Origin of the sequence: Paraburkholderia edwinii (assembly GCF_019428685.1) — a bacterium.
Lineage (GTDB): Bacteria > Pseudomonadota > Gammaproteobacteria > Burkholderiales > Burkholderiaceae > Paraburkholderia > Paraburkholderia edwinii.
Genome location: NZ_CP080095.1, coordinates 2,239,418 through 2,265,451, shown reverse-complemented (window position 1 = coordinate 2,265,451; position 26,034 = coordinate 2,239,418). Strand labels below are relative to the sequence as shown.

The 26,034-nt window shown below is 64.4% G+C and carries 15 protein-coding genes and 2 pseudogenes; 7 read left to right on the top strand and 10 right to left on the bottom strand.

The features are described from left to right. Window positions 1–14: 14 nt before the first annotated feature. Window positions 15–404: a MerR family transcriptional regulator gene (locus tag KZJ38_RS10065; protein ID WP_219799904.1), complete on the bottom strand. Its 390-nt coding sequence runs from the start codon at window positions 402–404 to the stop codon at window positions 15–17. Between the two features lie 215 nt (window positions 405–619). Between KZJ38_RS10065 and KZJ38_RS10060 the strand changes: the two are divergent. The 4 genes and pseudogenes from KZJ38_RS10060 to KZJ38_RS10045 form a co-directional block, all read left to right on the top strand. Beyond that, window positions 620–6,841: pseudogene (locus tag KZJ38_RS10060) on the top strand (alpha-2-macroglobulin family protein); the annotation flags it as partial. Between the two features lie 202 nt (window positions 6,842–7,043). Further along, the gene (locus KZJ38_RS10055) at window positions 7,044–9,671 is read left to right on the top strand and encodes a transglycosylase domain-containing protein (RefSeq protein ID WP_246641752.1); all 2,628 of its coding nucleotides are present in this window, start codon (window positions 7,044–7,046) and stop codon (window positions 9,669–9,671) included. Window positions 9,672–9,945: 274 nt separating this feature from the next. Further along, window positions 9,946–10,395 (top strand): annotated as a pseudogene (locus tag KZJ38_RS10050) (ComEA family DNA-binding protein); the annotation flags it as partial. 241 nt (window positions 10,396–10,636) lie between these two features. Then, window positions 10,637–11,068, top strand: a complete 432-nt coding sequence (locus KZJ38_RS10045) for a YidB family protein (protein ID WP_219799900.1) — start codon at window positions 10,637–10,639, stop codon at window positions 11,066–11,068. A gap of 151 nt (window positions 11,069–11,219) precedes the next feature. Here KZJ38_RS10045 and KZJ38_RS10040 read toward each other — a convergent pair whose 3' ends face one another. From KZJ38_RS10040 to KZJ38_RS10030, 3 genes are all read right to left on the bottom strand, one after another. Continuing rightward, window positions 11,220–12,149, bottom strand: coding sequence for a hypothetical protein (locus KZJ38_RS10040; protein WP_219799899.1), 930 nt, complete (start codon window positions 12,147–12,149; stop codon window positions 11,220–11,222). 359 nt (window positions 12,150–12,508) lie between these two features. Further along, complete coding sequence (gene clpB, locus KZJ38_RS10035; RefSeq protein WP_219799898.1) at window positions 12,509–15,106, bottom strand: ATP-dependent chaperone ClpB; 2,598 nt, start codon at window positions 15,104–15,106, stop codon at window positions 12,509–12,511. Between the two features lie 235 nt (window positions 15,107–15,341). After that, window positions 15,342–15,833 carry an Rrf2 family transcriptional regulator gene (locus tag KZJ38_RS10030; RefSeq protein ID WP_219799897.1) on the bottom strand — a complete coding sequence of 164 codons (492 nt, stop codon included), beginning with the start codon at window positions 15,831–15,833 and terminating at the stop codon, window positions 15,342–15,344. A gap of 276 nt (window positions 15,834–16,109) precedes the next feature. Here KZJ38_RS10030 and KZJ38_RS10025 point away from each other — a divergent pair, with 276 nt between their 5' ends. Next, window positions 16,110–16,676, top strand: coding sequence for a group III truncated hemoglobin (locus tag KZJ38_RS10025; protein WP_219799896.1), 567 nt, complete (start codon window positions 16,110–16,112; stop codon window positions 16,674–16,676). Between the two features lie 174 nt (window positions 16,677–16,850). Here the strand turns inward: KZJ38_RS10025 and moaE are convergent, their stop codons facing one another. Genes moaE through KZJ38_RS09995 form a run of 6 tightly spaced genes read right to left on the bottom strand, consistent with a single transcriptional unit; the run spans window position 16,851 to window position 23,150 of the window. Further along, window positions 16,851–17,327: a molybdopterin synthase catalytic subunit MoaE gene (gene moaE / locus KZJ38_RS10020; protein ID WP_219799895.1), complete on the bottom strand. Its 477-nt coding sequence runs from the start codon at window positions 17,325–17,327 to the stop codon at window positions 16,851–16,853. Between the two features lie 10 nt (window positions 17,328–17,337). Then, window positions 17,338–17,595: a molybdopterin converting factor subunit 1 gene (gene moaD, locus KZJ38_RS10015; protein ID WP_219799894.1), complete on the bottom strand. Its 258-nt coding sequence runs from the start codon at window positions 17,593–17,595 to the stop codon at window positions 17,338–17,340. 37 nt (window positions 17,596–17,632) lie between these two features. Then, window positions 17,633–18,973: a molybdopterin molybdotransferase MoeA gene (locus tag KZJ38_RS10010; RefSeq protein WP_246641707.1), complete on the bottom strand. Its 1,341-nt coding sequence runs from the start codon at window positions 18,971–18,973 to the stop codon at window positions 17,633–17,635. 55 nt (window positions 18,974–19,028) lie between these two features. After that, a complete protein-coding gene (thrC, locus tag KZJ38_RS10005; protein ID WP_219799893.1) occupies window positions 19,029–20,477 on the bottom strand; it encodes a threonine synthase in 1,449 nt (482 codons plus the stop codon). Window positions 20,478–20,500: 23 nt separating this feature from the next. Then, window positions 20,501–21,853: a homoserine dehydrogenase gene (locus KZJ38_RS10000; protein WP_219799892.1), complete on the bottom strand. Its 1,353-nt coding sequence runs from the start codon at window positions 21,851–21,853 to the stop codon at window positions 20,501–20,503. Window positions 21,854–21,911: 58 nt separating this feature from the next. Beyond that, window positions 21,912–23,150, bottom strand: coding sequence for a pyridoxal phosphate-dependent aminotransferase (locus tag KZJ38_RS09995; protein WP_219799891.1), 1,239 nt, complete (start codon window positions 23,148–23,150; stop codon window positions 21,912–21,914). Between the two features lie 445 nt (window positions 23,151–23,595). Between KZJ38_RS09995 and KZJ38_RS09990 the strand changes: the two genes are divergently transcribed. Further along, window positions 23,596–23,970, top strand: coding sequence for an Mth938-like domain-containing protein (locus KZJ38_RS09990; protein ID WP_219799890.1), 375 nt, complete (start codon window positions 23,596–23,598; stop codon window positions 23,968–23,970). A gap of 362 nt (window positions 23,971–24,332) precedes the next feature. After that, entirely contained in the window at window positions 24,333–26,033 is a 1,701-nt protein-coding gene (locus KZJ38_RS09985) for a glycosyltransferase family 39 protein (protein ID WP_219799889.1), read from the top strand. Window position 26,034 lies beyond the last annotated feature (1 nt).

Here is a 26,034-nt window from a genome sequence, read left to right as displayed (position 1 = left end):
CGACATGTCATGTCTCACTGCACGTCATCGCGCTGGTCACCGCGCTCGATCGCTTCGTAGTGGTCGATCTTGTCGCTGATCGCCGCGAGGTTCGCCTGCAACTCGGCGATGCGCGCCAATACCGCGTCGCGATGCGCAACGAGCATCTCGCGGCGCGCTCCGACGCTCGCCTCGCCCTGCGCGCGCAATGCGGCAAACGCCTGCATGCCGGCAATCGGCATGCCAGTCGTCTTGAGCCGCATCACGAACTGCAGCCAGTCGAGGTCGGCCGGCGAGTAGAGGCGATGCCCCGCCCCGCTGCGTCCGACCGCGCGCAGCAGGCCAGCCTGCTCGTAATAACGCAGCGTGTATGTGGAAACGCCGCTCGAAGCGGCGACCTGACCGATCGTGAGTGCTGAGGACATGACGGAACCAAGGTTAGGACTTCGAGTGCACTGTAAGTCAAGTGCGCCGCTTCGTGAACCGCTTCTTAAGCCATCACTGCCCGAAAAGATAGTCCGGTGCCCCGCACTGTGTAGGCTTCAGCCCACACCGTTTGACGGTTGGGAACCCACCTCTCCCTCAGTTAGAATCGCCAACGTTCTGTAAGCGATCTGGAGCGCGCTCGATGCGATTGGCGATGCAACGCGGGACCCGTCGGTGGACACGGCGAACAGCCTATTTGACGTTCGTCGCGCTTTGCGGCCTCGCCGCGCTCGCCTGGCAAGCCGATGCGGCTCGCATCACGCAGATATCGCCGCAAGGCAAGGTCGCGCAGGCGCGCCAGGTCGTCGTCAAGTTCGATCAGGCGATGACCGCGTTCGGCGCCGCGAATGCGGCAGCGCCCGCGCGCGTGCATTGCGACAACGCATCGGCGAGTGCCGGCAGCGGCCGCTGGATCGATGCAAAAACATGGGCGTGGGACTTCAAGGCCGATTTGCCGCCCGGCGTGCGCTGCTCGATCGACCTCAACGACGCATTGAAATCGTCGTCCGGCGAGGCGCTGACCGGCCCGCGCCGCTTCGCTTTCGAAACCGGCGGCCCGTTCGTCCAGAGCGTGATGCCCGGCGGCGGCGAAATCGAAGAAGACCAGGCGTTTATCGTACGGCTCAACGGTCCCGCTACCGATGCTTCGGTACACGAACATATCTGGTGCGAATCGAGCGGCCTCGGCAATCGCATTCCGGTCAAGGCGGTCGACGCCCCGGTGCGCAGCGCCCTGCTCGCGCGCTTTCGCTTGCAGAAGGATGCGGCGCGCATCCTGACGCTGCAATGCCAGCAGACGCTGCCGTCGGGCACGAAGATGCAGCTGGTCTATGGCGCTGGCGTCGCGAGCCCGAGCGGCCTTGCCAACGACGTCGAGCGACGCTTCGACTACACAGTGCGCGAGCCGTTCGCGGCGAGCTTTTCATGCGAACGCGAAAACGCGAAGGCGCCCTGCACGCCATTGCGTCCGTTGCGCGTGAAGTTCAATGCGCCGATCACGCGCGCCGATGCCGAAAAGATCCGGCTGCATGGCCCCGGCACGGCGGCAGGCATCGCGCCGACCTTCCCGCGCGACGACAAAAGCGCGGAAGTCGACACCGTCGAATTCGCCGCTCCCTTGCCCGAACATGCAGCACTAGCGATCGACGTGCCCGCGCATCTGAAAGATGTCAGCGGCCGCGCGCTGTCGAATGCCGATATTTTTCCGCTGAAGACGACGACCGCGCCGCTGCCGCCGCTTGCGAAGTTCTCATCGGGTACGTTCGGCATTATCGAGCGTTATGCGGAGCCCGACATGCCGGCGCTCGCGCCCGTCACGCTGCGCAACGTCGAAGCGGATCTGCACGTCGAAGGGCTCAACGCGAGCGATGCCCAGAATACCCAGTTCAGCGAAATGCGCGTCGATGCCGATACCGACATCCGCCGCTGGATGCGCGTCGTCGATCGTTTCGACCAGTATGGAATGACGCGCGCATCGATTGCGAAGCTGATGCCGGGTCTGCTCGACCACAATCCGCATCCGGTGCTTGTGCCGCACACACCCGACGAATCCCCGGACAACGCGCAGGAAAATAACAAGCGCGAGCGCCTGATCGACGTGCGCTCGCTGTCGCTGCTCGCGGGCCAGCGCGGCGTGGAGACGCTGACCTTACCGAAGGCCGACCCGAAGACGCTTCGGCCATTCGAGGTGGTTGGCGTGCCGATCAAAAAGCCGGGCTTCTACGTGATCGAGCTCGCCTCGCCGGCACTCGGCGCGTCGCTGCTCGCGAAGCCCGCGCCGATGTACGTGCGCACGGCAGTGCTCGTGACGAACCTCGGCGTGCACTTCAAGCAGGGTCGCGAAAACAGCGTCGTCTGGGTGACGACGCTCGACAAGGGCCAGCCGGTGCCGAATGCCGGGATCCGCGTGAGCGACTGCAACGGCAGCGAACTCGCCTCAGGCAAAACCGATGCGCGTGGCCTGCTCACGATCGGCAAGCCGCTGCAAACGCCCGCGCGCTGCAACGACGACAACTATGAAGGCCTCTTCGTTTCCGCACGCATCGACGATCCGAAGAACGGCCCGGACATGGCGTTCGTGCGCTCCGAATGGAATCGCGGCATCGAGTCGTGGCGCTTCAATGTGCCGACCGATATGAGCCGCGAAGACACGGTCCGCGCGCATACGATTTTCGATCGCACGCTGCTGCGCGCCGGCGAAACGGTGTCGATGAAACACATGCTGCGCGTCGAGACGCTCACCGGCTTCGCCATGCCGAAGCGGTATCCGACTCGCGTCACGATCCGGCATCTGGGCAGCGGACAGACCTACCATCTGCCGCTGAAATGGGCCGCCGATCACACCGCGGATTCCACCTTCGCGATTCCGGCCGCGGCGAAGCTCGGCGAATACAGCGTGTCGCTCGACGATGGCAACCCGAACGCGGCAACAGGCAACGGCAACAACAACGGTGGCGAAAGCGCCTACAGCAGCGATAGCGAAGGCGATACAGACGGCAGCGTGGCACCTCACATGAGCTACGAATCAGGCAGCTTCCGCGTCGAAGCATTCCGCCTGCCTGTCTTCAAAGGCTCGATTGCGGTGCTCGACGAAAAAGCGCATCCGCTGATCGCCGCGCGCGAAGCGTCGCTCGCCTTGCAGATCGACTATGTGTCGGGCGGCGCGGCATCGGGTTTGCCCGTGCAGGTCTCGGCGCTGATCCGAAGCCTGTCGCCGGCATTCGCGGATACGTATCCCGACTTCAGCTTTGTGCCCTATCGCAAGCCATCGGACGAAAACGCTTCGTCGTCAGGAAACGAAGATGGCGACGACAGCGACACATCCTCCTCGTCGAACGAAGACGCCGCAAAACTCGTCGCCGACAAGGAACCGGTCACGCTCGACCGCAACGGTTCCGGCACCCTGACGCTGAAAAACCTGCCGCCGCTCGATGCGCCCAAACGCCTCGTGCTCGAAGCGACGTTCGCTGACCCGAACGGCGAGGTGCAAACCATCAGCGGCGGCACGACACTGTGGCCGGCCGCGGTCGTCGCGGGCGTGAAGTCGGGGCAATGGGTGTCGGTCGGCCATACGGTGCCGGTCAAGGCGCTGGCCGTCGATCTGCAAGGCAAGCCGCGCGCGGGCGTCGCACTCGACGTGCGCGCCATCGCGCGCATCACGACCAGTTCGCGCAAGCGCATGGTCGGCGGCTTCTATGCGTACGACAACCACACCGAAACGCGTGACCTCGGCACGCTCTGCAGCGGCAAGAGCGACGCGCACGGCTTGCTGTCGTGCGACGCGACGCTGCGCGAAGCGGGCAATATCGACCTCGTCGTGACGGCGAAAGACGGGGATGGCCGCCAGTCGAGCGCCACTACATCGGTATGGGTCACGCGCGCCGACGAACTGTGGTTCGGCGGCGACAACACGGATCGCATCGACGTATTGCCCGAAAAAACCAGCTACGAGCCCGGCGAAACCGCGCGCTTCCAGGTGCGCATGCCGTTCCGTTTCGCGACCGCGCTCGTCGCGGTCGAACGCGAAGGCATTATCGACACACGCGTCGTGCAACTGAACGGCACCGATCCGACGATCGAACTTAAGGTCGATGAGGCCTGGGGGCCGAACGTCTACGTCTCGGTGCTGGCGCTGCGCGGGCGGATTCGCGACGTCCCGTGGTATTCGTTCTTCACGTGGGGCTGGAAAGCGCCGCTCGAATGGGCGCGCGCGTTCTGGTACGAGGGTCGCCATTACGAGCCGCCGACGCCGCTCGTCGATCTCTCGAAGCCAGCCTTCCGCTACGGCCTCGCGCAAATCAAGGTCGGCACAGCCGCGCACCGGCTCGCGGTCAACGTGACGCCCGATGCGCCGACCTACACGGTACGCGGCAAAGCGCACGTGAAGCTCCGCGTGCAGATGCCAGGCGGCGCCCCCGCGCCGGCCGGCACGCAGATCGCGGTCGCCGCCGTCGACGCAGCCCTACTCGAACTAATGCCGAACCGCAGTTGGGATCTGCTCGACGCGATGCTGCAACAGCGCGCCTACGGCGTCGAAACCTCGACTGCACAGATGGAGATCGTCGGACGCCGGCACTTCGGCCGCAAGGCGGTGCCGGCCGGCGGCGGCGGCGGACATGCGGCCACGCGCGAACTTTTCGATACGCTCCTGCTGTGGAACCCGCGCGTCACGCTCGATGCGCAGGGTGCGGCATCGATCGATGTGCCGCTCAACGATTCGCTGACAAGCTTCAGGATCGTCGCCATCGCCGCAGTGGGGACAGGCACGTTCGGCACCGGCAGCGCAACGATTCGCAGCACGCAGGATTTGCAGCTTATTTCCGGGCTGCCGCCGCTCGTGCGCGAAGGCGATCAGTTCCGCGCGCAATTCACGGTGCGCAATACGACAGCGCGCGCGATGAAGGTATTAGTCAATGCGAACGTGCCGGGACTTGCGTTGCCGTCGCAAACGGTCGATGTCGGCGCGGATTCGGCGCGCGAGATTGCGTGGAATGTGACGACGCCCGATGGACTCGCGGACTCCGCGCTGCCGGCGCTGGTCTGGAACGTCAGCGCGGCTGAGCAGGCGGGGCCGCATGCAGCCGATTCGCTCAAGATCACCGAGCGCGTTGCTGCGGCGATTCCGGTCACGGTCCAGCAGGCGACGCTCGCGCAAGTCGACGGCACGCTGTCGATGCCGGTCGCCGCGCCGCCCGATGCAAGCGTGGGCAGCAACGGCGCCGTGCGTGGTGGCATTGCGATATCGCTGCAGCCGAAGCTCGCGGACGGTTTGCCCGGCGTTCGGCGCTGGCTCGAACGCTATCCGTACACGTGCCTCGAACAGCAAAGCTCGCGCGCACTCGGCCTGCGCGACGCGCAACTGTGGCAGTCGGTCATCGCGAAGATGCCCGTTTATCTCGATCGCGACGGTCTCGCGAACTACTTCCCGCCCGGTGACGATAGCCGCAACACGGGCAGCACGGTGCTGACCGCGTATCTGCTGTCGGCAAGCGACGAAGCAGCGAAGCTCGATGCACGCTTCGCGCTGCCCGACGACTTGCGCGGCAAGCTTGAGGCGGGTCTGAGGGCCTTCGTCGAAGGCCGCATCGAGCGCAACGCGTGGGCGCCGCGCAAGGATCTCGATCTGCGCAAGCTGGCCGCGCTCGAGGCGCTGTCGCGCTATGGCGCGGTTGCGCCGCGCATGCTCGACTCGATCGAAATCGCGCCGAACCAGTGGCCGACCTCGGCTGTGCTCGATTATTACGCGGTGCTGTCGCGCGTCAAGGATATCGGCGGACGACAGGACAAGCTGGCTCAGCTCGAACAGATTCTGCGCGCGCGGCTCACGTACCAGGGCACGCGTCTGACATTCTCGACCGAAGCCAGCGATGATCTCTGGTGGCTCATGACCGGTCCGGAAACGAACGCGGCACGTCTTGCGCTGACGTTCGTCGATGCGCCGGGATGGAAGGACGAGATGCCGCGTCTGATCAGCGGGCTGCTCGCGCTGCAGCGCAACGGCGCATGGCAGACGACGACGTCGAATGTATGGGGCACCCTTGCCGTCGAACGCTTTTCGCGCGCGTTCGAGAGCGAGCCGGTGACGGGACGGACGATGGTGCGGCTTGGCGCGATCGACAAAGCGATTGCGTGGAATGGGCCGGCGGCTTCGCCGGCTTCCGGATCCGGCGCCTCCGCTGCTGCCGCTGTTTCCGGTTCCGCTGCCGGCGCGGCTTCCGCCGCTTCGACTGCCTCGTCCGCACAAGGCGCGGTCACCACGAAAACCACCGCCATTGGCAACGCCACACGCAGCACGCTCTTGCCGTGGCCGCCCGCCGCACAGGGCACGCAGCTGCTCACGCTCACGCAGGAAGGCGCCGGCAAGCCGTGGGCAACCATCGAAAGCCTCGCCGCGGTCGCGCTGAAAGCGCCGTTCGCCGCCGGCTACCGGATCGCGAAGAACGTCACGCCGCTCGATCCGGCCGTCAAGGGCGTGTACACGCGCGGCGACGTCGTGCGCGTGCATCTCGACATCGATGCACAAAGCGATATGACGTGGGTCGTCGTCGACGATCCGGTGCCCGCTGGCGCGACGATCCTCGGCTCGGGGCTCGGCCGCGATTCGCAAGCGGCCATGCTCGGCGAAAACCGCGACGATCAAAAGGACGAGAACACGCCGCGTACCGCGTGGCCCACGTTCGTCGAACGCGGCTTCGACGCATATCGCGCGTACTACGAGTACGTGCCGAAGGGCCGCTTCTCGATCGAGTACACGGTGCGGCTGAATAATGCGGGCACCTTTGGCCTGCCGCCGACACGTGTCGAGGCGCTCTATGCGCCGTCGGCTTATGGCGCATGGCCGAATGCGCCGGTTGTCGTGCGGCAGGCGGCTGCGGCGGGCGCGCCGCCGCAGCCGGCCACATCGACTTCGTCTGCTTCTTCTGCTTCGTCTGCGGCCGCCGCGGCTTCCGCACCAGCGACGAAGTAGCCGCGAACGAGACGAGATCGGCATGCGCCGCGCGCCCACCTCGCCACGAACCCGACCCGCGCAGCCACGCGCGCTCGTGCGCGCGGTGCTTGCATGCGCAACCGTGTTCGCGATGCTGACGCCGCTCGCGGCCCGCGCACTACCGACATTCGACGACGTGCGCACGCAATGGCGCAGCTCCGACTGGCTGCTGTTATCGCGCGACGGCGAGCCGCTGCAGCGCACGCGCGTCGATCTGAGCGAGCGGCGCGGCGAATGGGTCGCGCTCGCCGATGTCTCGCCGGCGCTGCGCGAAGCGATCGTCGTATCGGAAGACAAGCGCTTCTACGAGCACAGCGGCGTCGACTGGCGCGGCGCAGCCGCGGCCGCCTGGGGCAACTTGTGGAATACGCGCACGCGCGGCGCGTCGACCGTGACGATGCAATTGTCAGGGCTCCTCGACGACGACCGCCGACGCTCGGGACAACGCTCGCTCGCGCAGAAGGCTGGCCAGGCGTTCGATGCGTTGCGTCTCGAACGCAGCTGGCGCAAGGATCAGATTCTCGAGGCGTATCTGAATCTCGTGCCGTTGCGCGGCGAGACGATCGGTTTGTCCGCGCTGTCGCTCACGCTGTTCGGCAAGGCGGCTTCGGGGCTCGACGATCGCGAAGCGGCGGTCGCCGCGGCGCTGGTCCGCGCGCCGAATGCGCCGTATCCGAAAGTCGCCGCGCGCGCCTGCCGGATTCTGCGCGACATGCAGGCGGCCGCGCGCTGCGCGAATCTCGACAGCTTCGTGCAACTTGCTTTCGCCCGCCCGGCACCCGCGTTGCTCAGTACATCGCCGGCCGCGGAATCGCTCGCGCCGCACTTCGCGCGCCGCATCGCGAATCAGCTGCATCCGGCTGCCGGCGCGCGCATCCGCTCGACGCTCGACGCGAACCTGCAGCGTTTCGCGCGCGATACGCTCACGCGCACGCTCGCCGAACTGAACGCGCGCGCACATCCTCGCAACGTGCGCGACGGCGCGGTCGTCGTGCTCGACAATGCGAGCGGCAACGTGCTCGCGTGGGTCGGTTCGTCGGGCAGTCTGTCGGCTGCACCCGATGTCGATGCGGTACTCGCGCGCCGCCAGGCCGGCTCGACCTTGAAACCGTTTCTATACGCCGAAGCCATCGACGAGCGCCGCGTGACCACCGCGACGCTGCTCGACGATGCGCCGCTCGATCTGCCGGCGGGCGGCGGCCTTTATATTCCGCAGAACTACGATAAGGGCTTCAAGGGCTGGGTCAGCGTGCGCACAGCGCTCGGATCGTCGCTGAACGTGCCCGCGGTGCGCACGCTTGTCATGGTCACGCCGCATCGCTTCGCGGACACGCTTGTCGCGCTCGGTCTGCCACTCGAGCAAAGCGGCGATTACTACGGTTACAGTCTCGCGCTCGGCAGCGCGGACGTCACGCTGCTGTCGCTGACCAATGCGTATCGCGCGCTGGCAAACGGCGGCGTCGTGTCGCCGACTGTTGATGTCGCGATGCGGACGGATGCGGCGCGCCGCAGCGGCAGCGGCAGCGGTAGTGTCAGTGCCAGTGGCAGTGGCAGTGGCAGTGGCAGTGGCAGTGGCAGTGGCAGTGGCAGTGGCAGTGGCAGTGGCAGTGGCAGTGGCAGTGGCAGCAACGATAGCCGCACTGATGCGGAGTTTGCGGCGCGCCGCGTATTCAGCGCCGATGCTAGCTTTATCGTGACGTCGGTGCTATCGGACAACAACGCGCGCACGCGCACCTTCGGCTTCGACAGTCCGCTCGCCACGCGCTTCTTCTCCGCGGTCAAAACCGGCACTAGCAAGGACATGCGCGACAACTGGACCATCGGCTTCACATCGCGCTACACGATCGGCGTCTGGGTCGGCAACGCGGATGGCACGCCGATGTGGGACGTATCGGGCGTAACCGGTGCGTCGCCGGTGTGGGCGGCCGTCGCCGGTTATCTGCATCGGCGCGTGGCCAGCACGCCGCCCGTGAGGCCCGCGGGCGTGATCCGCACACGCGTAACATTCGAGCAGGCGCTCGAACCGGCCCGCGACGAATGGTTTCTGCGTGGCACGCAAATGCCCGTGGTCGCATTGTCGGCGGGTGCGCGCGGCGACGAAGCGGCAAACGCACTTACGTTGCCGGCTATTTCGCCCGGTGCGACACGTACGGCAAATGCAGCAAGAACGGCAAATAGAGCAAGAACGGCGACCGCGGCAATGCCATCACGCGCAGCGACCGCGGCAACCACGTCAACCACGTCAACCACGTCAACCACGGCACCCGCGGCAATCACGGCAACCGCAGCGACGTCCTCTCCCGCCGCCGCGCCCCGCATCGGCTCACCGGCCGACGGCACCCTGTTCGCACTCGATCCCGACATCCCGCCCGCGAACCAGCGAATTGCGTTCGAACGCGCGAATGGCACTTCGACGCACAGCGTGTGGCAACTCGACGGCAAGCGGCTTGGCGATGCGCAGCGCGTATTGTGGCCGCCGTGGCCTGGGCGTCACATCCTCGAACTCGTCGATGCAAACGGCCGCATTGCCGATAGCGTGCGCTTCGAAGTGCGCGGCGCCACCGCGCATGCGGCGACAGCGGCGGCAGCGGCGACGGGGACGAGGACGGCGACACGATCAAACTCCAGCCATCCGCGCGCGTCAGTTACTGGCACATCAACCGCGGCATCGTCCAACCCATCGTCCGGCACGCTCGGCACTGACCCATTGCGCAGATGATTCAAAGCGCATGGCCTGTCCATAACGGAAGACCACGGGTCAACGCGACTTTCAGCGACTTAATACAGCCCAAAGCGCATCTGAGGCGCACCTAATGCGCATTCAAATGCGCCCCAAAGCATCCAGAAACTCACCTGGTTTGCACCAAATGGCACGATAAATCAGCGGTTTTCGCAATAATGCCGCATAAGTGTCCTATGCTTGAGTCGCAGTGCTTGCTGACTGGATGCGCGGTCCGTTCCGGGCCTCGTTCGCCCTCAATGGAGTGCTTGCCATGTTGAAGAAGCTCTGGATGCTGTGCGTTGCGCTGGTTCTCGTGCTGTGTGCGGGTATCGCCGCCGCGGTCGAGGTCAACACGGCCGATCAGGCTGCGCTCGAATCGGTCAAGGGCATCGGGCCCGTCCATGCAAAGGCGATCATCGACGAGCGCACGAAGAACGGTCCATTCAAGAATGCCGACGATCTGGCGACTCGCGTCAAAGGCATCGGTCCGAAGTCGGTGAAGAATCTCGAAGCCGCGGGTCTGACGATCAACGGATCGGGCGCGCCGCCGACCGGCGCGGCGAAGTCCACATCGAAATCTGCGAAGTCCGCGCCGCAATCCACCGCGACCACGGCTGAAGCGCCCGCGGCCACTGCGCCCGCCGACGCATCGGGCACCAAAGCATCGAAATCTAAAAAGAAGAACAAGGCCGCTGCATCGGCGCCTGCAGCGTCGGGCGCCTGACGAAAATCCTGGAATCGCGCTCGCAATCGACTTTTACGATTTGCGTGGCGCGCCCGTATACCCTGTCGTTCTTCGGTGGCCAGCGTCGCTTTTCGACGTTGCCTTTATGTCCCACCGCCGCCGCAGCGGTCGTTGCATACGCAACGACCTTTGCCGGCTTTTCCGTGCCGCGCGTCGCTCGCGGCGTTTTCCCCCAACCCGGTCGCATGGCGCGCACCGGCCTTCAGGAGAGACAGTCATGAGCCTACTTGACACGATCGGTTCGATGTTTGGCAAATCACCGCAAGAGGGTGGAAGTCAGCAGGCACTCATCGCCAGTGTGATGGAATTCATCAATAACCAGCCGGGCGGATTGAACGGCCTGATCCAGCGCTTCCATGAAAACGGCGCCGGCGAAATCATCAGTTCATGGATCGGCACCGGCGAAAACAAGGCCATCAGCGCCGGCATGCTGCAAAACGTGCTCGGTTCGGAGACCGTCACGAATCTGGCGGCGAAGACCGGCGTCGAGCCCGAACAGGTCACGGGACTGCTGTCGCAAGTGCTGCCGCACGTCGTCGATGCCGCGACGCCGAACGGTGAAGTACCGGCCGATGGCAAGGTCGAACCGTCGAATCTGATGGGCGCGCTGGGTGCGCTGTCGGGATTGTTCGGCAACAAGCAAGCGTAGCGATACGCCCCTCTCCGGCGCAACGCGCGGGCGGCCGCGGCAGGTCCGCGCGCCGCCTGCGTGGCCGGCCGCCCGTCAGCCTGGCTGTCGAGCGTCCGACGCACAACCTTCACCCCACTCGCACCGCGCGATAAGAACGACTGACGACTCCTTAGGACCCCAGCCGTTGTCGCAGTTGTGACAGCTCTCGCTCGATCTCTTCGAACCGCCTTCGCTGCTCCCTGAGCTCCGGTCCCAACGATTGCGCCTCCCGCTCGATACGGGACAGCTCCGACAGATAGCTGCGGCATTGCTCGGCCAACTGCGGGAGCTCACGCAACCCCTGGTCCATTTCCGCCCGATGTTGCTGTTCGGCCCGACCGTCATTGTCGCTGCGCGCCAACTGCGTCCGAAGCTCAGACATTCGCGACTGCAGGTCCGTCATTCGACGCGCAACTTCGCTTTGCCTCGAACGCAAGTCCAGCATTTGCCGGGCGAGTTCCTGCTCCCGCGCGGCGCCTCGCTGGATTTCGCTCTCCAGGCTTCGACGATGATCTTCGAGACCGTGAACCCGATCCTGAATACCCGCCCGATCTGACGGATCGCCAAATCCTCCGCCTTTGAGATTTGCCCAGTCACCAAACTTCCAATGATCGCTTGTGCCGGTAGGAACCACATAGAACGACCTGCGTTGCGAAGCTGCCGGATCAATCACCCGACAGGCGCCGTTCGTGTCGAATGCCACAGCGTAAGCGTTGCCGTCGTGAATGATGAATTGACGCGCACCGTCGTCATAGACCTTTCCCCCAAGGCGATCCGTCGTTCTGTACTCGCCGGGTATTCCCGGCAGAGCGAAGCCTGGTGGCCACGACGACACACCGACCGGCTGTGCCATCCCGATGAAATGAGCGTCTCGCGTACGCCCACGGTTAGGGGTGTTCGATTGTGCTGCCCCGCTCGTGCTTTGATGCAGGACCGATTCGCGTGACCCTGGCCTGCTGTCCGGGATCGTGGGATGCGCATCGGCGCCTGCTGGCGCATGTACTTGGGGCAGCGCTTGAGGAACTTCATGATATCCACCGTGTACAACTTGCAATTGCATCTGAAAACCTCCCTGATGTTCGCCAAATACCAGTTACGTCCGTCGACAAAAAACACCGCCGACTAGAGGCGAAGCGCCGCGGACGGCCGTACTCCGAGTAACGCTTGCGCACGTGCAAACGACGGGCCGCCCGCCTCATGCGTGACGCGGGACACATCCTGCAGACGCGGCTTGGGCACATCAGTCGCAACTTCATGCATGGCATCGGGGCGCATCGTGCGTCTCCATTCGTGGCGGTCAAGCTATGCTAAACAGACGCAGCCGGTCAGACGCAATGCATGTTCACGAATAAAAAACGGGCAACGAATCGCTTCGTTGCCCGTTGGCGCTTTGCGGCTCGCGCCGCGCGCTGCGCTCGCTTAATGCACGACTCGCTCGAACACGAGCTTGCCGTTGCGCACATCGACCGGAATCACATCCTTCGGCCCGAACTTGCCCGCGAGAATCAGCTTGGCGACCGGGTTCTCGATCTCCTGCTGGATCGCGCGCTTCAACGGCCGCGCGCCGAACAACGGATCGTAGCCGACCTTGCCGATCAGTTCGAGCGCCTCGTCGGAAACGACCAGCTGCATATCAAGCTTCGCGAGCCGGTCGTGCACACGCTCGAGCTGGATCTTCGCGATCGACTCGATGTTTGCGCGGTCAAGCGCATGGAACACAACCACGTCGTCGATCCGGTTCAGGAACTCGGGCCGGAAGTGCAGCTTCACCTCTTCCCATACCGCGTCCTTCACCGCTTCCTGCGGTTCGCCGACCATCGCCTGAATGACCTGCGAGCCGAGGTTCGACGTCATCACGATCACCGTGTTCTTGAAGTCGACGGTGCGCCCCTGGCCATCGGTCATGCGGCCGTCGTCAAGCACCTGCAGCAGCACGTTGAACACGTCCGGGTGCGCCTTCTCGATCTCGTCGAGCAGGATCACGCTATACGGCTTGCGGCGCACCGCTTCGGTCAGGTAGCCGCCTTCCTCGTAGCCGACATAGCCCGGCGGCGCGCCGATCAGCCGCGCGACGCTGTGCTTCTCCATGAATTCGCTCATGTCGATCCGGATCAGATGCTCTTCCGAATCGAACAGGAACGAAGCGAGCGCCTTGCACACCTCAGTCTTGCCCACGCCCGTCGGCCCGAGGAACAGGAACGAACCATACGGACGATTCGGATCCGACAGGCCCGCACGCGAACGGCGGATCGCATCGGCGACCGCGGTGATCGCTTCGTCCTGGCCCACGACGCGCTGATGCAGCTTCTCTTCGATCTGCAGCAGCTTTTCGCGCTCGCCCTGCATCATGCGCGCGACCGGAATGCCGGTTGCGCGCGACACGACTTCGGCGATTTCTTCTGCGCCGACCTGCGTGCGCAACAGACGCGGGCGCGTCGGGTTGTTCTGCTCCTGCGCTTCAGCCTGCGCGACCTGCTTCAGGCGCGCCTCGAGCTGCGGCAGCTTGCCGTACTGCAATTCGGCGACCTTCTCGAGCTTGCCTTCGCGCTGCAGCCGCGCGATTTCGGCACGCGTCTTCTCGATCTCTTCCTTCAGCTGCGCGCCGCCCTGCACCACGGCCTTTTCAGCGGTCCAGATCTCGTCGAGATCCGAATATTTGCGGTCGAGCTGCTCGATCTCTTCCTCGATCAGCTGCAGACGCTTCTGCGACGCTTCGTCCTTCTCCTTCTTCACCGCTTCGCGCTCGATCTTCAGCTGGATACGGCGGCGATCGAGCCGGTCCATTTCTTCGGGCTTCGAATCGATCTCCATCTTGATCTTCGACGCCGCTTCGTCGATCAGGTCGATCGCCTTGTCCGGCAGAAAACGGTCGGTGATGTAGCGATGCGACAGTTCCGCGGCCGCGACAATCGCCGGATCCGTGATATCGACGCCGTGGTGCAGTTCATAACGCTCCTGCAAACCGCGCAGAATCGCGATCGTCGCTTCGACGCTCGGCTCGTCGACCAGCACTTTCTGGAAGCGCCGCTCGAGCGCCGCATCCTTCTCGATGTACTTGCGGTACTCGTCGAGCGTGGTCGCGCCGACGCAATGCAGTTCGCCGCGCGACAGCGCCGGCTTCAGCATGTTGCCGGCGTCCATCGCGCCTTCGGCCTTGCCCGCGCCGACCATCGTGTGGATTTCGTCGATAAACACGATGGTCTGGCCTTCGTCCTTCGCGATGTCGTTGAGCACGGCCTTCAGGCGCTCTTCGAATTCGCCGCGGTACTTCGCGCCCGCGAGCAGCGCGGCCATGTCGAGCGACAGCACGCGCTTGCCCTTCAGCGTCTCCGGCACCTCGCCGTTGACGATCCGCTGCGCGAGCCCTTCGACGATCGCCGTCTTGCCGACGCCGGGTTCGCCGATCAGCACGGGGTTGTTCTTCGTGCGGCGCTGCAGGATCTGGATCGAGCGGCGGATTTCGTCGTCGCGGCCGATCACCGGGTCGAGCTTGCCGGCGCGCGCGCGTTCGGTCAGATCGATCGTGTATTTCTTCAACGCTTCGCGCTGGCTCTCGGCGTCCTGGCTATGCACCTGCGAGCCGCCGCGCACGGCGACGATCGCCGCTTCGAGCGATTTGCGCGTCAGGCCATGTTCGCGCGCAAGACGGCCGGCCTCGCCTTTGTCGTCGGCGACCGCAAGCAGGAACATTTCGCTCGCGATATACGTGTCGTTGAGCTTCTGCGCTTCCTTGTCGGCCTGGTTCAGCAAGCCCGTGAGTTCGCGGCCGATCTGTACGTTGCCGTCGGTGCCTTGCACCTGCGGCAGCCGCGCGATGGCGTCGTTCAACGCGCCTTGCAGCGCCTGCGCATGCACGCCCGCCCGCGACATCAGCGAACGCGCGGAGCCGTCCGGTTGCGCGACGAGTGCGGCGAGCAGGTGAACGGGCTCGATGTACTGATTGTCATGGCCGACCGCAAGGCTTTGCGCATCCGCCAACGCTTCCTGGAATTTGGTGGTGAGTTTGTCGATTCTCACAGAGACCTCCAATTTCGAATGTCACCAAAGTGAGGGAGGTTATTCGCGTTTCAAGCGGTTTTTTGCGCCGGGAGATAACAATTCGCCGGATTGGCAGCGCCAGCGGCGCTAATCGGCCGCCGGCGGCCAGCGCTCGGGCTTCGGACGCCAGCGTGCGGCGTGCGACCTGCGGCTTGATGCCGCGTCGCGACTGCATGCCGCGTCGACCGCGGGCAAGGCGCCGCGGCGGCGGCGCTTACGCGTCGGGTGAGACCGGGACGATCGACGCGACCGGTACCGCAGCGGGCATCAGGCCAAGCAGCGTCAAGAGCGGGTCGCTCGGCTGAGCGATATCGCTGATCGTATGGCGGTCGAGTTCCGCGAAAAACGCATCGCGCGCGCTCTCGAACACGCCCTTCAGGCGGCAGTGAGAGCGGATCGTGCAGTCGCGATGCAAGCCCTCGCCGTCCGGCAGGCAAGCGACGAGCGCGAAGTCGCTCTCGGCCGCGCGCACAACCTCGCCGACGGTCAGCGCCGACGAGTGCTCGTATAGCCGCAGCCCGCCATTGCGCCCGCGCACCGTCTCGACCCAACCGAGTTCGGCGAGTCGTTGGACGACTTTCATCAGATGATTCTTGGAGATTCCGTACGAATCGGAAATATCCTGGATCGTTGCAAGCCCCTCAGGGCGTACGGCGAGGTACAGCAGCACACGCAACGAGTAGTCGGTATAGTCTGTCAGTCTCATGTATGCCAAGTCGCGATCGGCGAAGGCGGGGCCGCACAAAAGCCGGGTCTCGTCCTTTCCAAGGTTGCCGTGAACGCTGTTTATCGCATGCTGTATCGCACGTCTGATTACAATAAGATGCTTGCATTACGCATCTTATTGCTGCGTTTTTCGTGTTATTTCGCGTAACTATAAACGTTATGGTTTCTTTGCATGCGGTCTTTTTTACCAGATTGATGATGTCTTTTTGCATTTGACCGCCAAATATTTGTCGTCCGCCTTACTTGTGATCATTGAATGAACCCGTCTTTCGAGCCTGCCACGCCCGTCGTGCGGCAATCCGAACCAACTGAAGCGAACATCCGCGAGCTCGTCTACGCGTTCTACGACCGGGTGCGCGCCGATGCACTGCTCGGGCCTGTGTTCGAGCAGAAGATCGGTGGGCGCTGGGACGAGCATCTGCCGAAGATGTGCCTGTTCTGGGGCAGTCTCGTGCTCGGTTCGAAGCAGTACCGAGGCAATGTGCAGCAGAAGCACGAGCCGCTGGAAGGCATCGAGCCGCGGCATTTCAGCCGGTGGCTCTACCTGTTTCTCGATACTGTCGAGGGGCGTTACGAGCCCGCCGCGGCGGTGCGCTTCATGGAGCCGGCGCTGCGTATCGCGCAGAGCCTGCAGTTGAGCAAGTTCGGGTGGGACTACGAAATTCCGGCCGAGCAGAAGGCGTTGCTCGAGCGGGTGGCGCCGCGGCGGCAGAGGAAAGATGACGATGCGACGCACGCACATGACGCGGATGGACCGCCGTCGCGGCCGCGCGGCGAGCCGTTCCCGGCGAAGTTCATCGGACGTGGTCGGGACGACGCGTGAGTGACGTTATTGAGCGGCTTTACTAAGCGGCTTTACTGGGCGACGCTACTGCGCGGCGCTACTGAAAGGCGCTACTGAAAGGCGTGACTGAGCGACATTACCAAGCGCCATCAGCCAGTACCCGCCATCCGCGCGATAAGCGGCATCCTGCAGCGAAGCGCGCCGCCCCGCGCCTCACTCCGGCTTCGTGTTGACCGAAGCCAGACCCCAGCGCTCGAGCGCCTTATCGTCGGTCACGCGCGCATCGACCCAGCGCTCGCCGTGTTCGGTTTTTTCCTTCTTCCAGAACGGCGCGTGGGTCTTCAGATAGTCCATCACGAACTCGCACGAGGCGAACGCATTGCCGCGATGCGCGGACGTGGTCGCGACGAGCACGATCTGATCGAGCGGATACAGCTTGCCCACCCGATGCACGATCAGCACGTCGGTGCCCGGCCACCGTTCGCGCGCCGCATCGACGATGCCTTCGAGCGACTTCTCGGTCATCCCCGGGTAGTGTTCGAGCTCCATCGTCTCGACGGTGCTGCCTTCGTTGAGGTCGCGCACGGTGCCGATAAAGCACGCGACCGCGCCGACTTTCGGATTTTGCGCGCGCAGCGCGGCAAGCTCGGTCGAGACATCGAAGTCTTCGGTCTGGACGCGCACTGTCATCGTCCGCTCCCTAGCCGCCCGTGACCGGCGGAAAAAACGCGACTTCGCAGCCGTCGGTGATGCGCGTGCCGGCATCGGTCATCACGTGATTGCAAGCCATGCGCAGCGCGCGCCCTTCGACGAGCGTATCGGCCCAGATGCCGCCGCGCGTGCGCAGCCATGCGCGCACGTCGCCGACGGTCGCGACTTCAGCCGGCACGTCGACCGCTTCGTCGGATAGACCGAGCGCTTCGCGCACGCTTGCAAAATATCTGAGCTGGATCTTCATCGGTGGCTTCGGTTCGGTCGTGACACGCTTTGCAGCGCTAGTTCAGCAGTTCGGAAAACGGAATGAAGCGCACGGTCTCGCCGGCGCTGATCGCATGATTCGGCGGGTTGTCGATCAGCCCGTCGCCCCAGACGGTCGACGTCAGCACCGCGGAACTCTGGTTCGGGAACAGATCGAGGCCGCCCGCCGCATTGACGCGCGCGCGCAGGAACTCGTTGCGGCGATCGCCCTTCTGCTGCGTGAAATCCGCGCGCAGCGACAACGCGCGCGGCGTCACGGTGCGCACGCCGGCAAGGCGCAGCACAAACGGCCGCACGAACAGCAGGAAAGTCGCGAAGCTCGAAACCGGGTTGCCGGGCAAGCCGATAAAGAAAGTTTCGGCGCGTGCCGGAGCCGTGCTCACTGCAGTCGCAACGCTTGCTGCGCTCGCCGCGTCAGCGCCGCCACCCGCATCACCAACTGCATTGGCACCGGCACCCTCACCTGCACGCCGCACGGCGCCGAATGCGAGCGGCTTGCCGGGCTTCATCGCGATCTGCCACATCGACAGCCGCCCTTCGGCCTCGACGGCCGGCTTCACATGATCTTCCTCGCCCACAGAGACGCCGCCGCAAGTCAGGATCAGATCGTGCTCGCGCGCCGCATCGCGCAGCGTCGCGCGCGTCGCATCGAGCTCGTCGGGCACGATGCCGTAGTCCGTCACGTCGCAGCCGAGCTTCTCGAGCAGCCCGCGCAGCGTGAAGCGGTTCGAGTTGTAGATCGCGCCCGGCTTCAACGGCTCGCCGGGCATCGTCAGTTCGTCGCCAGTGAAGAACACCGCGACTTTCACGCGGCGCATCACGTGCAGTTCCGCGCAGCCGACCGACGCAGCCAGCCCCAGCGCCTGCGGTGTAAGGCGCGTACCGGCGGGCAGGATCACCGCGCCGCGCCGGATATCGGCGCCTTGCTGCGTGATCCACTCGCCGGCCTTCGGCGTGTGCAACAGCGTCACTTCGTCGCCGGCGGCTTCGGTCTGCTCCTGCATCACGATCGCGTCGGCGCCGGGCGGCACCGTCGCGCCGGTGAAGATGCGCGCCACGGTACCCGCCGCGAGCGGCTGCGGCGCGTGACCGGCCGGAATGCGCTGCGATACGGCAAGGCGCCGGTCGCCGTGCGCAAGATCCGCGATGCGTACCGCGTAGCCGTCCATCGAACTCGTATTCATCGGCGGCACGTCGAGCGGCGAGATCACATCGGCCGCGAGCACGCGGTTCAATGCGTCGAGCGTGGGCAGCGTTTGTGCGCCGTCGATCTGCACGGCAGCGCCAAGCAGGGTGGCCAGGGCATCGGCAGTCGACAGCATCGGGGCGCGAGGTGCGGCAGGCGTGGGTGTGGACATCGGTAGATGGGCGCGGGCGGGACGAAAAGGTTATTTATTGTAGTGCGCCCGTCTTTTATGCGGTAACTCCGGCGACAAACGCCTTGACGCGCTCCGCATCGGCCGGCAGCACATCGAAGCGCTGCGGCAACGCCTCCAGCCCGACGAATGCGGCGGGCCGCTCGGGCTCGCGCAATAGCGCCTCGCGGATCGTCTCACCGAACTTGATCGGCTGCGCGGTCTCGAGCACGATCATCGGAATGCCGGCCTGCAGGTGCTCGCGCGCAACCTTGAGCCCGTCGGCCGTGTGCGTATCGATCATCGTGTCGTAGCGCTGGAACACGTCGCGTATCGTCTCGACGCGGCTCGCATGCGTGCTGCTGCCCGACACAAAGCCGAATTCCTTCACGCGCGCGAAGTCGCCGCTCGCCGCGAGATCGAAGCCGCCCTTCTCCTCGACATCGCGGAACAGCTGCAGCACGCGCGCCGGGTCGCGGCCAAGCAGATCGAACACGAAGCGCTCGAAGTTCGACGCCTTCGAAATATCCATGCTCGGGCTGCTCGTGTGATACGTCTCGGCGGCCTTGCGCACGCGGTAGATACCGGTGCGGAAGAATTCGTCGAGCACGTCGTTTTCGTTGGTCGCGACAACGAGCTTTTCGATCGGCAAGCCCATCATGCGCGCGATATGACCGGCGCAGACGTTGCCGAAGTTGCCCGACGGCACGGTGAACGACACGCGCTCGTCGTTCGACTTCGTCGCCGCGAAATAGCCCTTGAAGTAATAGACGACCTGCGCCACCACGCGCGCCCAGTTGATCGAATTGACGGTGCCGATCTTCTGCGCGGCCTTGAACGCGTGATCGTTCGAGACGGCCTTCACGATGTCCTGACAGTCGTCGAACACGCCTTCGACCGCGATATTGAAGATGTTCGGATCCTGCAGGCTGTACATCTGCGCGGTCTGGAACGCGCTCATCTTCTTGTGCGGCGACAGCATGAACACGCGGATGCCCTTCTTGCCGCGCATCGCGTATTCGGCGGCGCTGCCCGTGTCGCCCGATGTCGCGCCGAGAATATTCAGCGTTTCGCCATGCTTCGCGAGCGTGTACTCGAACAGGCTGCCGAGCAGTTGCATCGCCATGTCCTTGAACGCGAGCGTCGGCCCGTTCGACAGTTCGAGCAACGCAAGCGGCGCGCCGTCTTCAACGCCAAGCGTCTTCAAAGGCGTGATCTGCGCGGCCTGTTCGTCGTCGCGCACGTTGCAGTACGTCTGCGCGGTGTACGTGCGGCGCGTCAGTTCGCGCAGGTCCTCGGCGGGAATGTCGTCGCTGAATTTCGACAGGATCTCGAACGCGAGATCGGCGTACGGCAGCGTGCGCCAGCGCGCCAGTTCTTCGGCGGACACACGCGGGTACGAGGACGGCAGATACAGGCCGCCGTCTTTCGCCAGGCCGCCGAGCAGAATGTCGGAAAACGAATGGCGCTCGCCTGCTCCGGCGCCGCGCGTGGAAATGTAGTTCATGAGAAAGTCCGCTCAGCTCAAGTTCAGTTCAACGATTCCATGCGCAGCTTCGTCACCTTCGATACGACCGTACGCAATGCCTCGATGTCCGCGATCGCCGCATTGACGTTCTTTTCGACCGTCTCGTGCGTGATCAGGATGATGTCCGTTTCGCCCTTGCCGTGATCGTCGACCTGCTCCGATTCCTTTTGCAGCAGTGCGTCGATCGAAATGCCGGTATTCGCCAGAATGCGCGTGATGTCGGCGAGCACGCCCGTCACATCGGCTACCCGCAGACGCAGGTAGTAGCCGCTCGTCACCTCGTCGATCGGCAGGATCGGCGTGTCCGACAGCCGGTCACGCTGGAACGCGAGATGCGGCACGCGATGCTCCGGGTCCGCCGTATGCAGCCGCGTCACGTCGACGAGATCCGCCACCACCGCCGAGGCCGTCGGCTCCGCGCCCGCGCCCTTGCCGTAGTAGAGCGTCGTGCCGACCGCATCGCCATGCACGACCACCGCATTCATCGCGCCTTCCACATTGGCGAGCAGGCGTTTGGCGGGAATCAGCGTTGGGTGCGTGCGCAGTTCGATGCCTTTTTCGGTGCGGCGCGTGATGCCGAGCAGCTTGATCCGGTAGCCGAGTTCTTCGGCATAACGGATATCGATGGCCGCAAGCTTGCTGATGCCTTCGACATACGCCTTGTCGAATTGCACGGGCACACCGAACGCGATCGCGCTCATGATGGTCGCCTTGTGCGCAGCGTCGACGCCTTCGATATCGAACGTCGGGTCGGCTTCGGCGTAGCCGAGCGCCTGCGCCGCCTTCAGCGCGGTCGCGAAATCGAGCCCGCGATCGCGCATCTCCGACAGAATGTAATTCGTCGTGCCGTTGATGATGCCCGCGATGTATTCGATGCGGTTCGCCGTCAGCCCCTCGCGCAGCGCCTTGATGATCGGAATGCCGCCCGCCACCGCCGCCTCGAACGCGACCATCACGCCGTTCTTGTGCGCGGCCTCGAAAATCTCGGTGCCGTGCACGGCGAGCAGCGCCTTGTTCGCCGTCACCACATGCTTGCGATTCGCAATGGCGCGCAACACGAGTTCGCGCGCAATCCCCGTGCCGCCGATCATTTCCGCGACGATGTCGATCGACGGATCGTCGACGACCGCGTTGAAGTCGTCCGTGACGGCAACGGTCGATGCAGCGGCGCCGTCGGCACCATCGGCCGTCGCGAGCGCGCTCTTCGCCTTCGCCGGGTTACGCACCGCAATGCGCGCAATCTCGATGTCGCGGCCGGCCCGCCGTTTGATTTCTTCCTGATTGCGGCGCAGTACCGTATAGGTTCCGCAGCCGACGGTGCCGAAGCCCAGCAATCCAACTTTGATCGGTTCCATGCAGCGTGTGTGTTTCTAATGAGAGTTTGAGGGAACGGGTAAGCGCGGGCAGTGTACGTCAGGCCGCGTGCCGCTTGCGGTAGCCATCGAGAAAGCGCGCGATCCGGTTGATCGAGTCCGCGAGATCGTCGACGTTCGGCAGGAACACCACGCGGAAGTGATCGGGCGACTTCCAGTTGAAGCCGGTGCCCTGCACGAGCAGCACGCGCTCTTCGAGCAGCAGATCGAGGATGAATTGCTGGTCGTTGTGGATCGGATAGAGCTTCGGGTCGAGGCGCGGAAACATGTAAAGCGCGGCTTCGGGTTTCACGCAGGTCACGCCGGGAATCGCCGTGAGCATGTCGTAGGCGAGTTCGCGCTGCTTGTAGAGCCGGCCGCCCGGCGCAATCAGTTCGTTGATGCTCTGATAGCCGCCAAGCGCGGTTTGAATCGCGTATTGGCCCGGCACGTTCGGGCACAGCCGCATCGACGCGAGAATGCCCAGGCCCTCGAAATAGTCTTTCGCGCGGCGCCGGTTCTCGCCGGTCAGGCCCGACACCCACATCCAGCCGGCGCGGTAGCCGCACGACCGGTAGCTCTTCGAGAGGCTATTGAACGTGACCGTCAGCACGTCTTCGGACAGCGAGGCGATGGCCGTGTGCTCGCGGCCGTCGTAGATGATCTTGTCGTACACCTCGTCCGCGAAGATCACGAGGCCGTGCTGGCGCGCGATTTCGATCAGCTCGAGCAGCAGTTCGTTCGAATACAGCGCGCCGGTCGGGTTGTTCGGGTTGATCACCACCAGCGCACGCGTGTTCGGCGTGATCTTCGCGCGGATGTCGTCGGGGTCCGGCATCCAGCGGTTCGATTCGTCGCAAATGTAATGCACGGGCGTGCCGCCGGAAAGGCTTACGCCGGCGGTCCACAACGGGTAATCGGGCGCCGGCAGCAGCACTTCGTCGCCGTCGTTGAGCAGGGCCTGCAGCGCCATCACGATCAGTTCGGACGCGCCATTGCCGATATAAATATCGTCGAGTTCGACGCCGTGCACGCCCTTCTGCTGCGCGTAGTGCATGATCGCCTTGCGCGCCGCGAACACGCCTTTCGAATCGGAGTAACCGGACGACGTCGGCAGGTTCAGGATCATGTCCTGAATGATCTCGTCCGGGGCGTCGAAGCCAAACGGCGCGAGGTTGCCGATATTCAGCTTGATGATGCGATGGCCTTCCTCTTCGAGCCGCTTGGCGTGTTCGAGAACGGGGCCGCGAATGTCGTAGCAGACATTCAGAAGCTTGTTGGATTTGAGTATGGGTTTCACGGCGGTTTCTCGACGGGCACACGCGGAACTGACAACGCGCGCAACAAAAAATGGAACAAACGAACCGCAAAAACGCCCGGAACACGCCATAACACGTCACAGCGCGCGCAAAAGACGCGCGGAACAAATGCACAGGCGATCGGCCAAACCGGATGAAGGAGTGATTCAGGACGCCGCGCACGTCGCTTATGGCGACCCGCGAACCAGCTTATAGCCTGCTCATGACCCGCTTATGGTTCGCGTATGGCCCGCTTATGGCCACACACGAGCGCGAAGGGTCGCCGGGCGGCTAAAAAGCTATAATTTAGCGGATTTTGACCGACTTCCGCAATGCACCACGCACGGGCGCAAGCCCCGCCGCCCGGGCTTCGCACTGCGCCAGGCGTCTGACGCGTCTTCGCCACCTGTTAGTCGTAACTCACGTCGCAACTCACGGAATACCAGTTTGAAACTACACCAGGATTCGAGCGGCGCCCTCAATACCGTCACGGGTTACGGCGCCGACTATGTCGAAATCAATCTCGAACGTCATACCGGCAGCATCATCGTGTTACCCGAAGCGCCGGTGATCGCATGGCCGGTTTCGTCGTTCGAGGCCCTTGCCCCTGAGCACTTCGCGCTTCTGATCGAACCGGCTCCCGAAGTCGTGATTTTCGGCAGCGGCGAACGGCTGCGCTTTCCTCATCCGCGGCTCACGTCCGCGCTGGCAGCGCAGCGCATCGGCGTCGAAACGATGGACTTCAAGGCCGCCTGCCGGACCTACAACATCCTGATGGCCGAAGGCCGCAAGGTCGCCGCCGCGCTTCTGATCGAGCAATAACGGGACGCGCGGGTCGGCAGTGCCGCGCCGATCGAGTAAACTGCGCGGCGTTTCGTGAAAGACGTACGCCGCGTCGGGCGGCGTGCGGCCTCGATGCGCGGCCTCGATGCGCCTGTAAGGCATTCGATAAGGTGCATTGATAAGGCGACGTTAAGCTTCACTGCGGCATGCTCACGGCGCGCCGCGCAACCGCGGCCGGTCGGTCGTGCCACGGGCGCGGCGGGTCGGCACGGTTGCGTGCCGCTGTGCGCAGCCGTGCGACTCGATACGAAGCCGTCCGACAGCGCCCGAACAGGCGCCCGGAAAAGCATTAAAACCAGGCAAAAAAAGCATTCACCAGGCACCAAACAAGGTTGAAATCAATGAACGATACGCCGTCCCGGCTACCGCTCAACCGCACCGTCATTCTGCTGTTGCTGATCGCGCTTGCGCTCGTCTGGTTCGTGCCGCTCGGCTGGCGCCATCTGCTGCCGAGCGACGAAGGGCGCTATGCGGAAATGGCGCGCGAGATGTTCGTCACCGGCGACTGGATCACGCCGCGCTATAACGGCTACAAATATTTCGAGAAGCCGCCGCTGCAGACCTGGGCCAACGCGTTGACGTTCGCCTGGTTCGGCCTCGGCGAGTGGCAGGCGCGCCTCTATACGGCGCTGACGGGCTTCGCGGGCGTGCTGCTGGTCGGCTTCACCGGAGCGCGCGTGTTCAACGCGGCCGCCGGCATCTTCGCCGCGATCGTGCTCGCCTGCTCGCCGTACTGGAACCTGATGGGCCACTTCAACACGCTCGACATGGCCCTGTCGTTCTGGATGGAACTGTCGCTTTGCGCGTTGCTGCTCGCGCAGCGCCCCGACCTGCCCACGCGCGCGGTGCGCGGCTGGATGTGGGTCTGCTGGGGGGCAATGGCGGCCGCGGTATTGTCGAAGGGCTTGATCGGCGTCATCCTGCCCGGCGCCGTGCTCGTGCTGTACACGCTCGCCGCGCGCGACTGGGCGATCTGGAAACGGCTCTATCTGGTGAGCGGGCTTATCGTGTTCTTCGCGATCGTCACGCCGTGGTTCCTGCTCGTCCAGGAACGCAATCCCGAATTCTTCAACTTCTTTTTTGTGGTCCAGCAGTTCAGGCGTTATCTGACGCCCGAGCAGAACCGCCCCGGCGCGTTCTACTACTTCGTGCCGGTGCTGCTGATCGGGTTTCTGCCGTGGCTGTCGGTCAGCGTGCAAAGTGTGCGCCGCGCGCTGCAAACGCCGCGTCAGGCGAACGGCTTTGCGCCGGTCATCATGCTGCTCGTATGGTCGGCGTTCATCTTCCTGTTCTTCAGCGCCTCGCATTCGAAGCTGCTGTCGTACACGCTGCCGATCGCGCCGGCGCTGGCGCTGCTGATCGGCATGTATCTGCCGCTCGTCACGAAGGCGCAGTTTCACCGGCATCTCACGGGCTACGCCGTGTTTCTCGTCGCCGCCGCATTCGGCGCGGTGTTCCTCGGCCGCTTCGGCGACGAGCGCAATCCGACCGCGCTTTACATCGAGTTCCGCACGTGGGTGTTCGCGGCGCTCGCGGTCGCGTTCGTCCTGACGCTCGTGGCGATCTGGCTCAACCGCACGAGCCGCAACGGCATCGTCGGCGCCGTGGCCGCGTTCGGCGCCGGCTGGCTGCTGCTCGGCACGATTGCCGGCACGGGCCACGACGTGTTCGGCCGCCTGAGCTCGGGCGCGCCGCTCGCGCCGGCCGTGCGCGCCGCGCTTGCGAAGCTGCCGCCCGACACGCCGTTCTATTCGGTCGGCGTACTCGACCACACGCTGCCGTTCTACGTGCGCCACACGATGATCATGGTCGAGCACGCGGACGAACTGGCGTTCGGCGTCAGCGTCGAACCGCAGAAGTGGATCCCGACGGTCGACGAATGGGTCAAGCGCTGGAACGCGGACCGCTATGCGCTCGCGTTGCTGCCGCCCGACCGCTACGCGCATCTTGCGGCGCAGCATCTGCCGATGCAGGTCGTCGCGCGCGATGCGCGGCGGGTGATCGTAGAAAAACCCGTCGTCGAAAAACCACAAACGCCCTGAC

What these genes read in the sequence shown, in the direction of transcription:
- KZJ38_RS10065 (WP_219799904.1), bottom strand. Translation starts at nt 404, where the DNA reads ATGTCCTCAGCACTCACGATCGGTCAGGTCGCCGCTTCGAGCGGCGTT.
- KZJ38_RS10055 (WP_246641752.1), top strand. Translation starts at nt 7,044, where the DNA reads ATGCTGACGCCGCTCGCGGCCCGCGCACTACCGACATTCGACGACGTG.
- KZJ38_RS10045 (WP_219799900.1), top strand. Translation starts at nt 10,637, where the DNA reads ATGAGCCTACTTGACACGATCGGTTCGATGTTTGGCAAATCACCGCAA.
- KZJ38_RS10040 (WP_219799899.1), bottom strand. Translation starts at nt 12,149, where the DNA reads ATGCAATTGCAAGTTGTACACGGTGGATATCATGAAGTTCCTCAAGCG.
- KZJ38_RS10030 (WP_219799897.1), bottom strand. Translation starts at nt 15,833, where the DNA reads ATGAGACTGACAGACTATACCGACTACTCGTTGCGTGTGCTGCTGTAC.
- KZJ38_RS10025 (WP_219799896.1), top strand. Translation starts at nt 16,110, where the DNA reads ATGAACCCGTCTTTCGAGCCTGCCACGCCCGTCGTGCGGCAATCCGAA.
- moaE (WP_219799895.1), bottom strand. Translation starts at nt 17,327, where the DNA reads ATGACAGTGCGCGTCCAGACCGAAGACTTCGATGTCTCGACCGAGCTT.
- moaD (WP_219799894.1), bottom strand. Translation starts at nt 17,595, where the DNA reads ATGAAGATCCAGCTCAGATATTTTGCAAGCGTGCGCGAAGCGCTCGGT.
- KZJ38_RS10010 (WP_246641707.1), bottom strand. Translation starts at nt 18,973, where the DNA reads ATGTCCACACCCACGCCTGCCGCACCTCGCGCCCCGATGCTGTCGACT.
- thrC (WP_219799893.1), bottom strand. Translation starts at nt 20,477, where the DNA reads ATGAACTACATTTCCACGCGCGGCGCCGGAGCAGGCGAGCGCCATTCG.
- KZJ38_RS10000 (WP_219799892.1), bottom strand. Translation starts at nt 21,853, where the DNA reads ATGGAACCGATCAAAGTTGGATTGCTGGGCTTCGGCACCGTCGGCTGC.
- KZJ38_RS09985 (WP_219799889.1), top strand. Translation starts at nt 24,333, where the DNA reads ATGAACGATACGCCGTCCCGGCTACCGCTCAACCGCACCGTCATTCTG.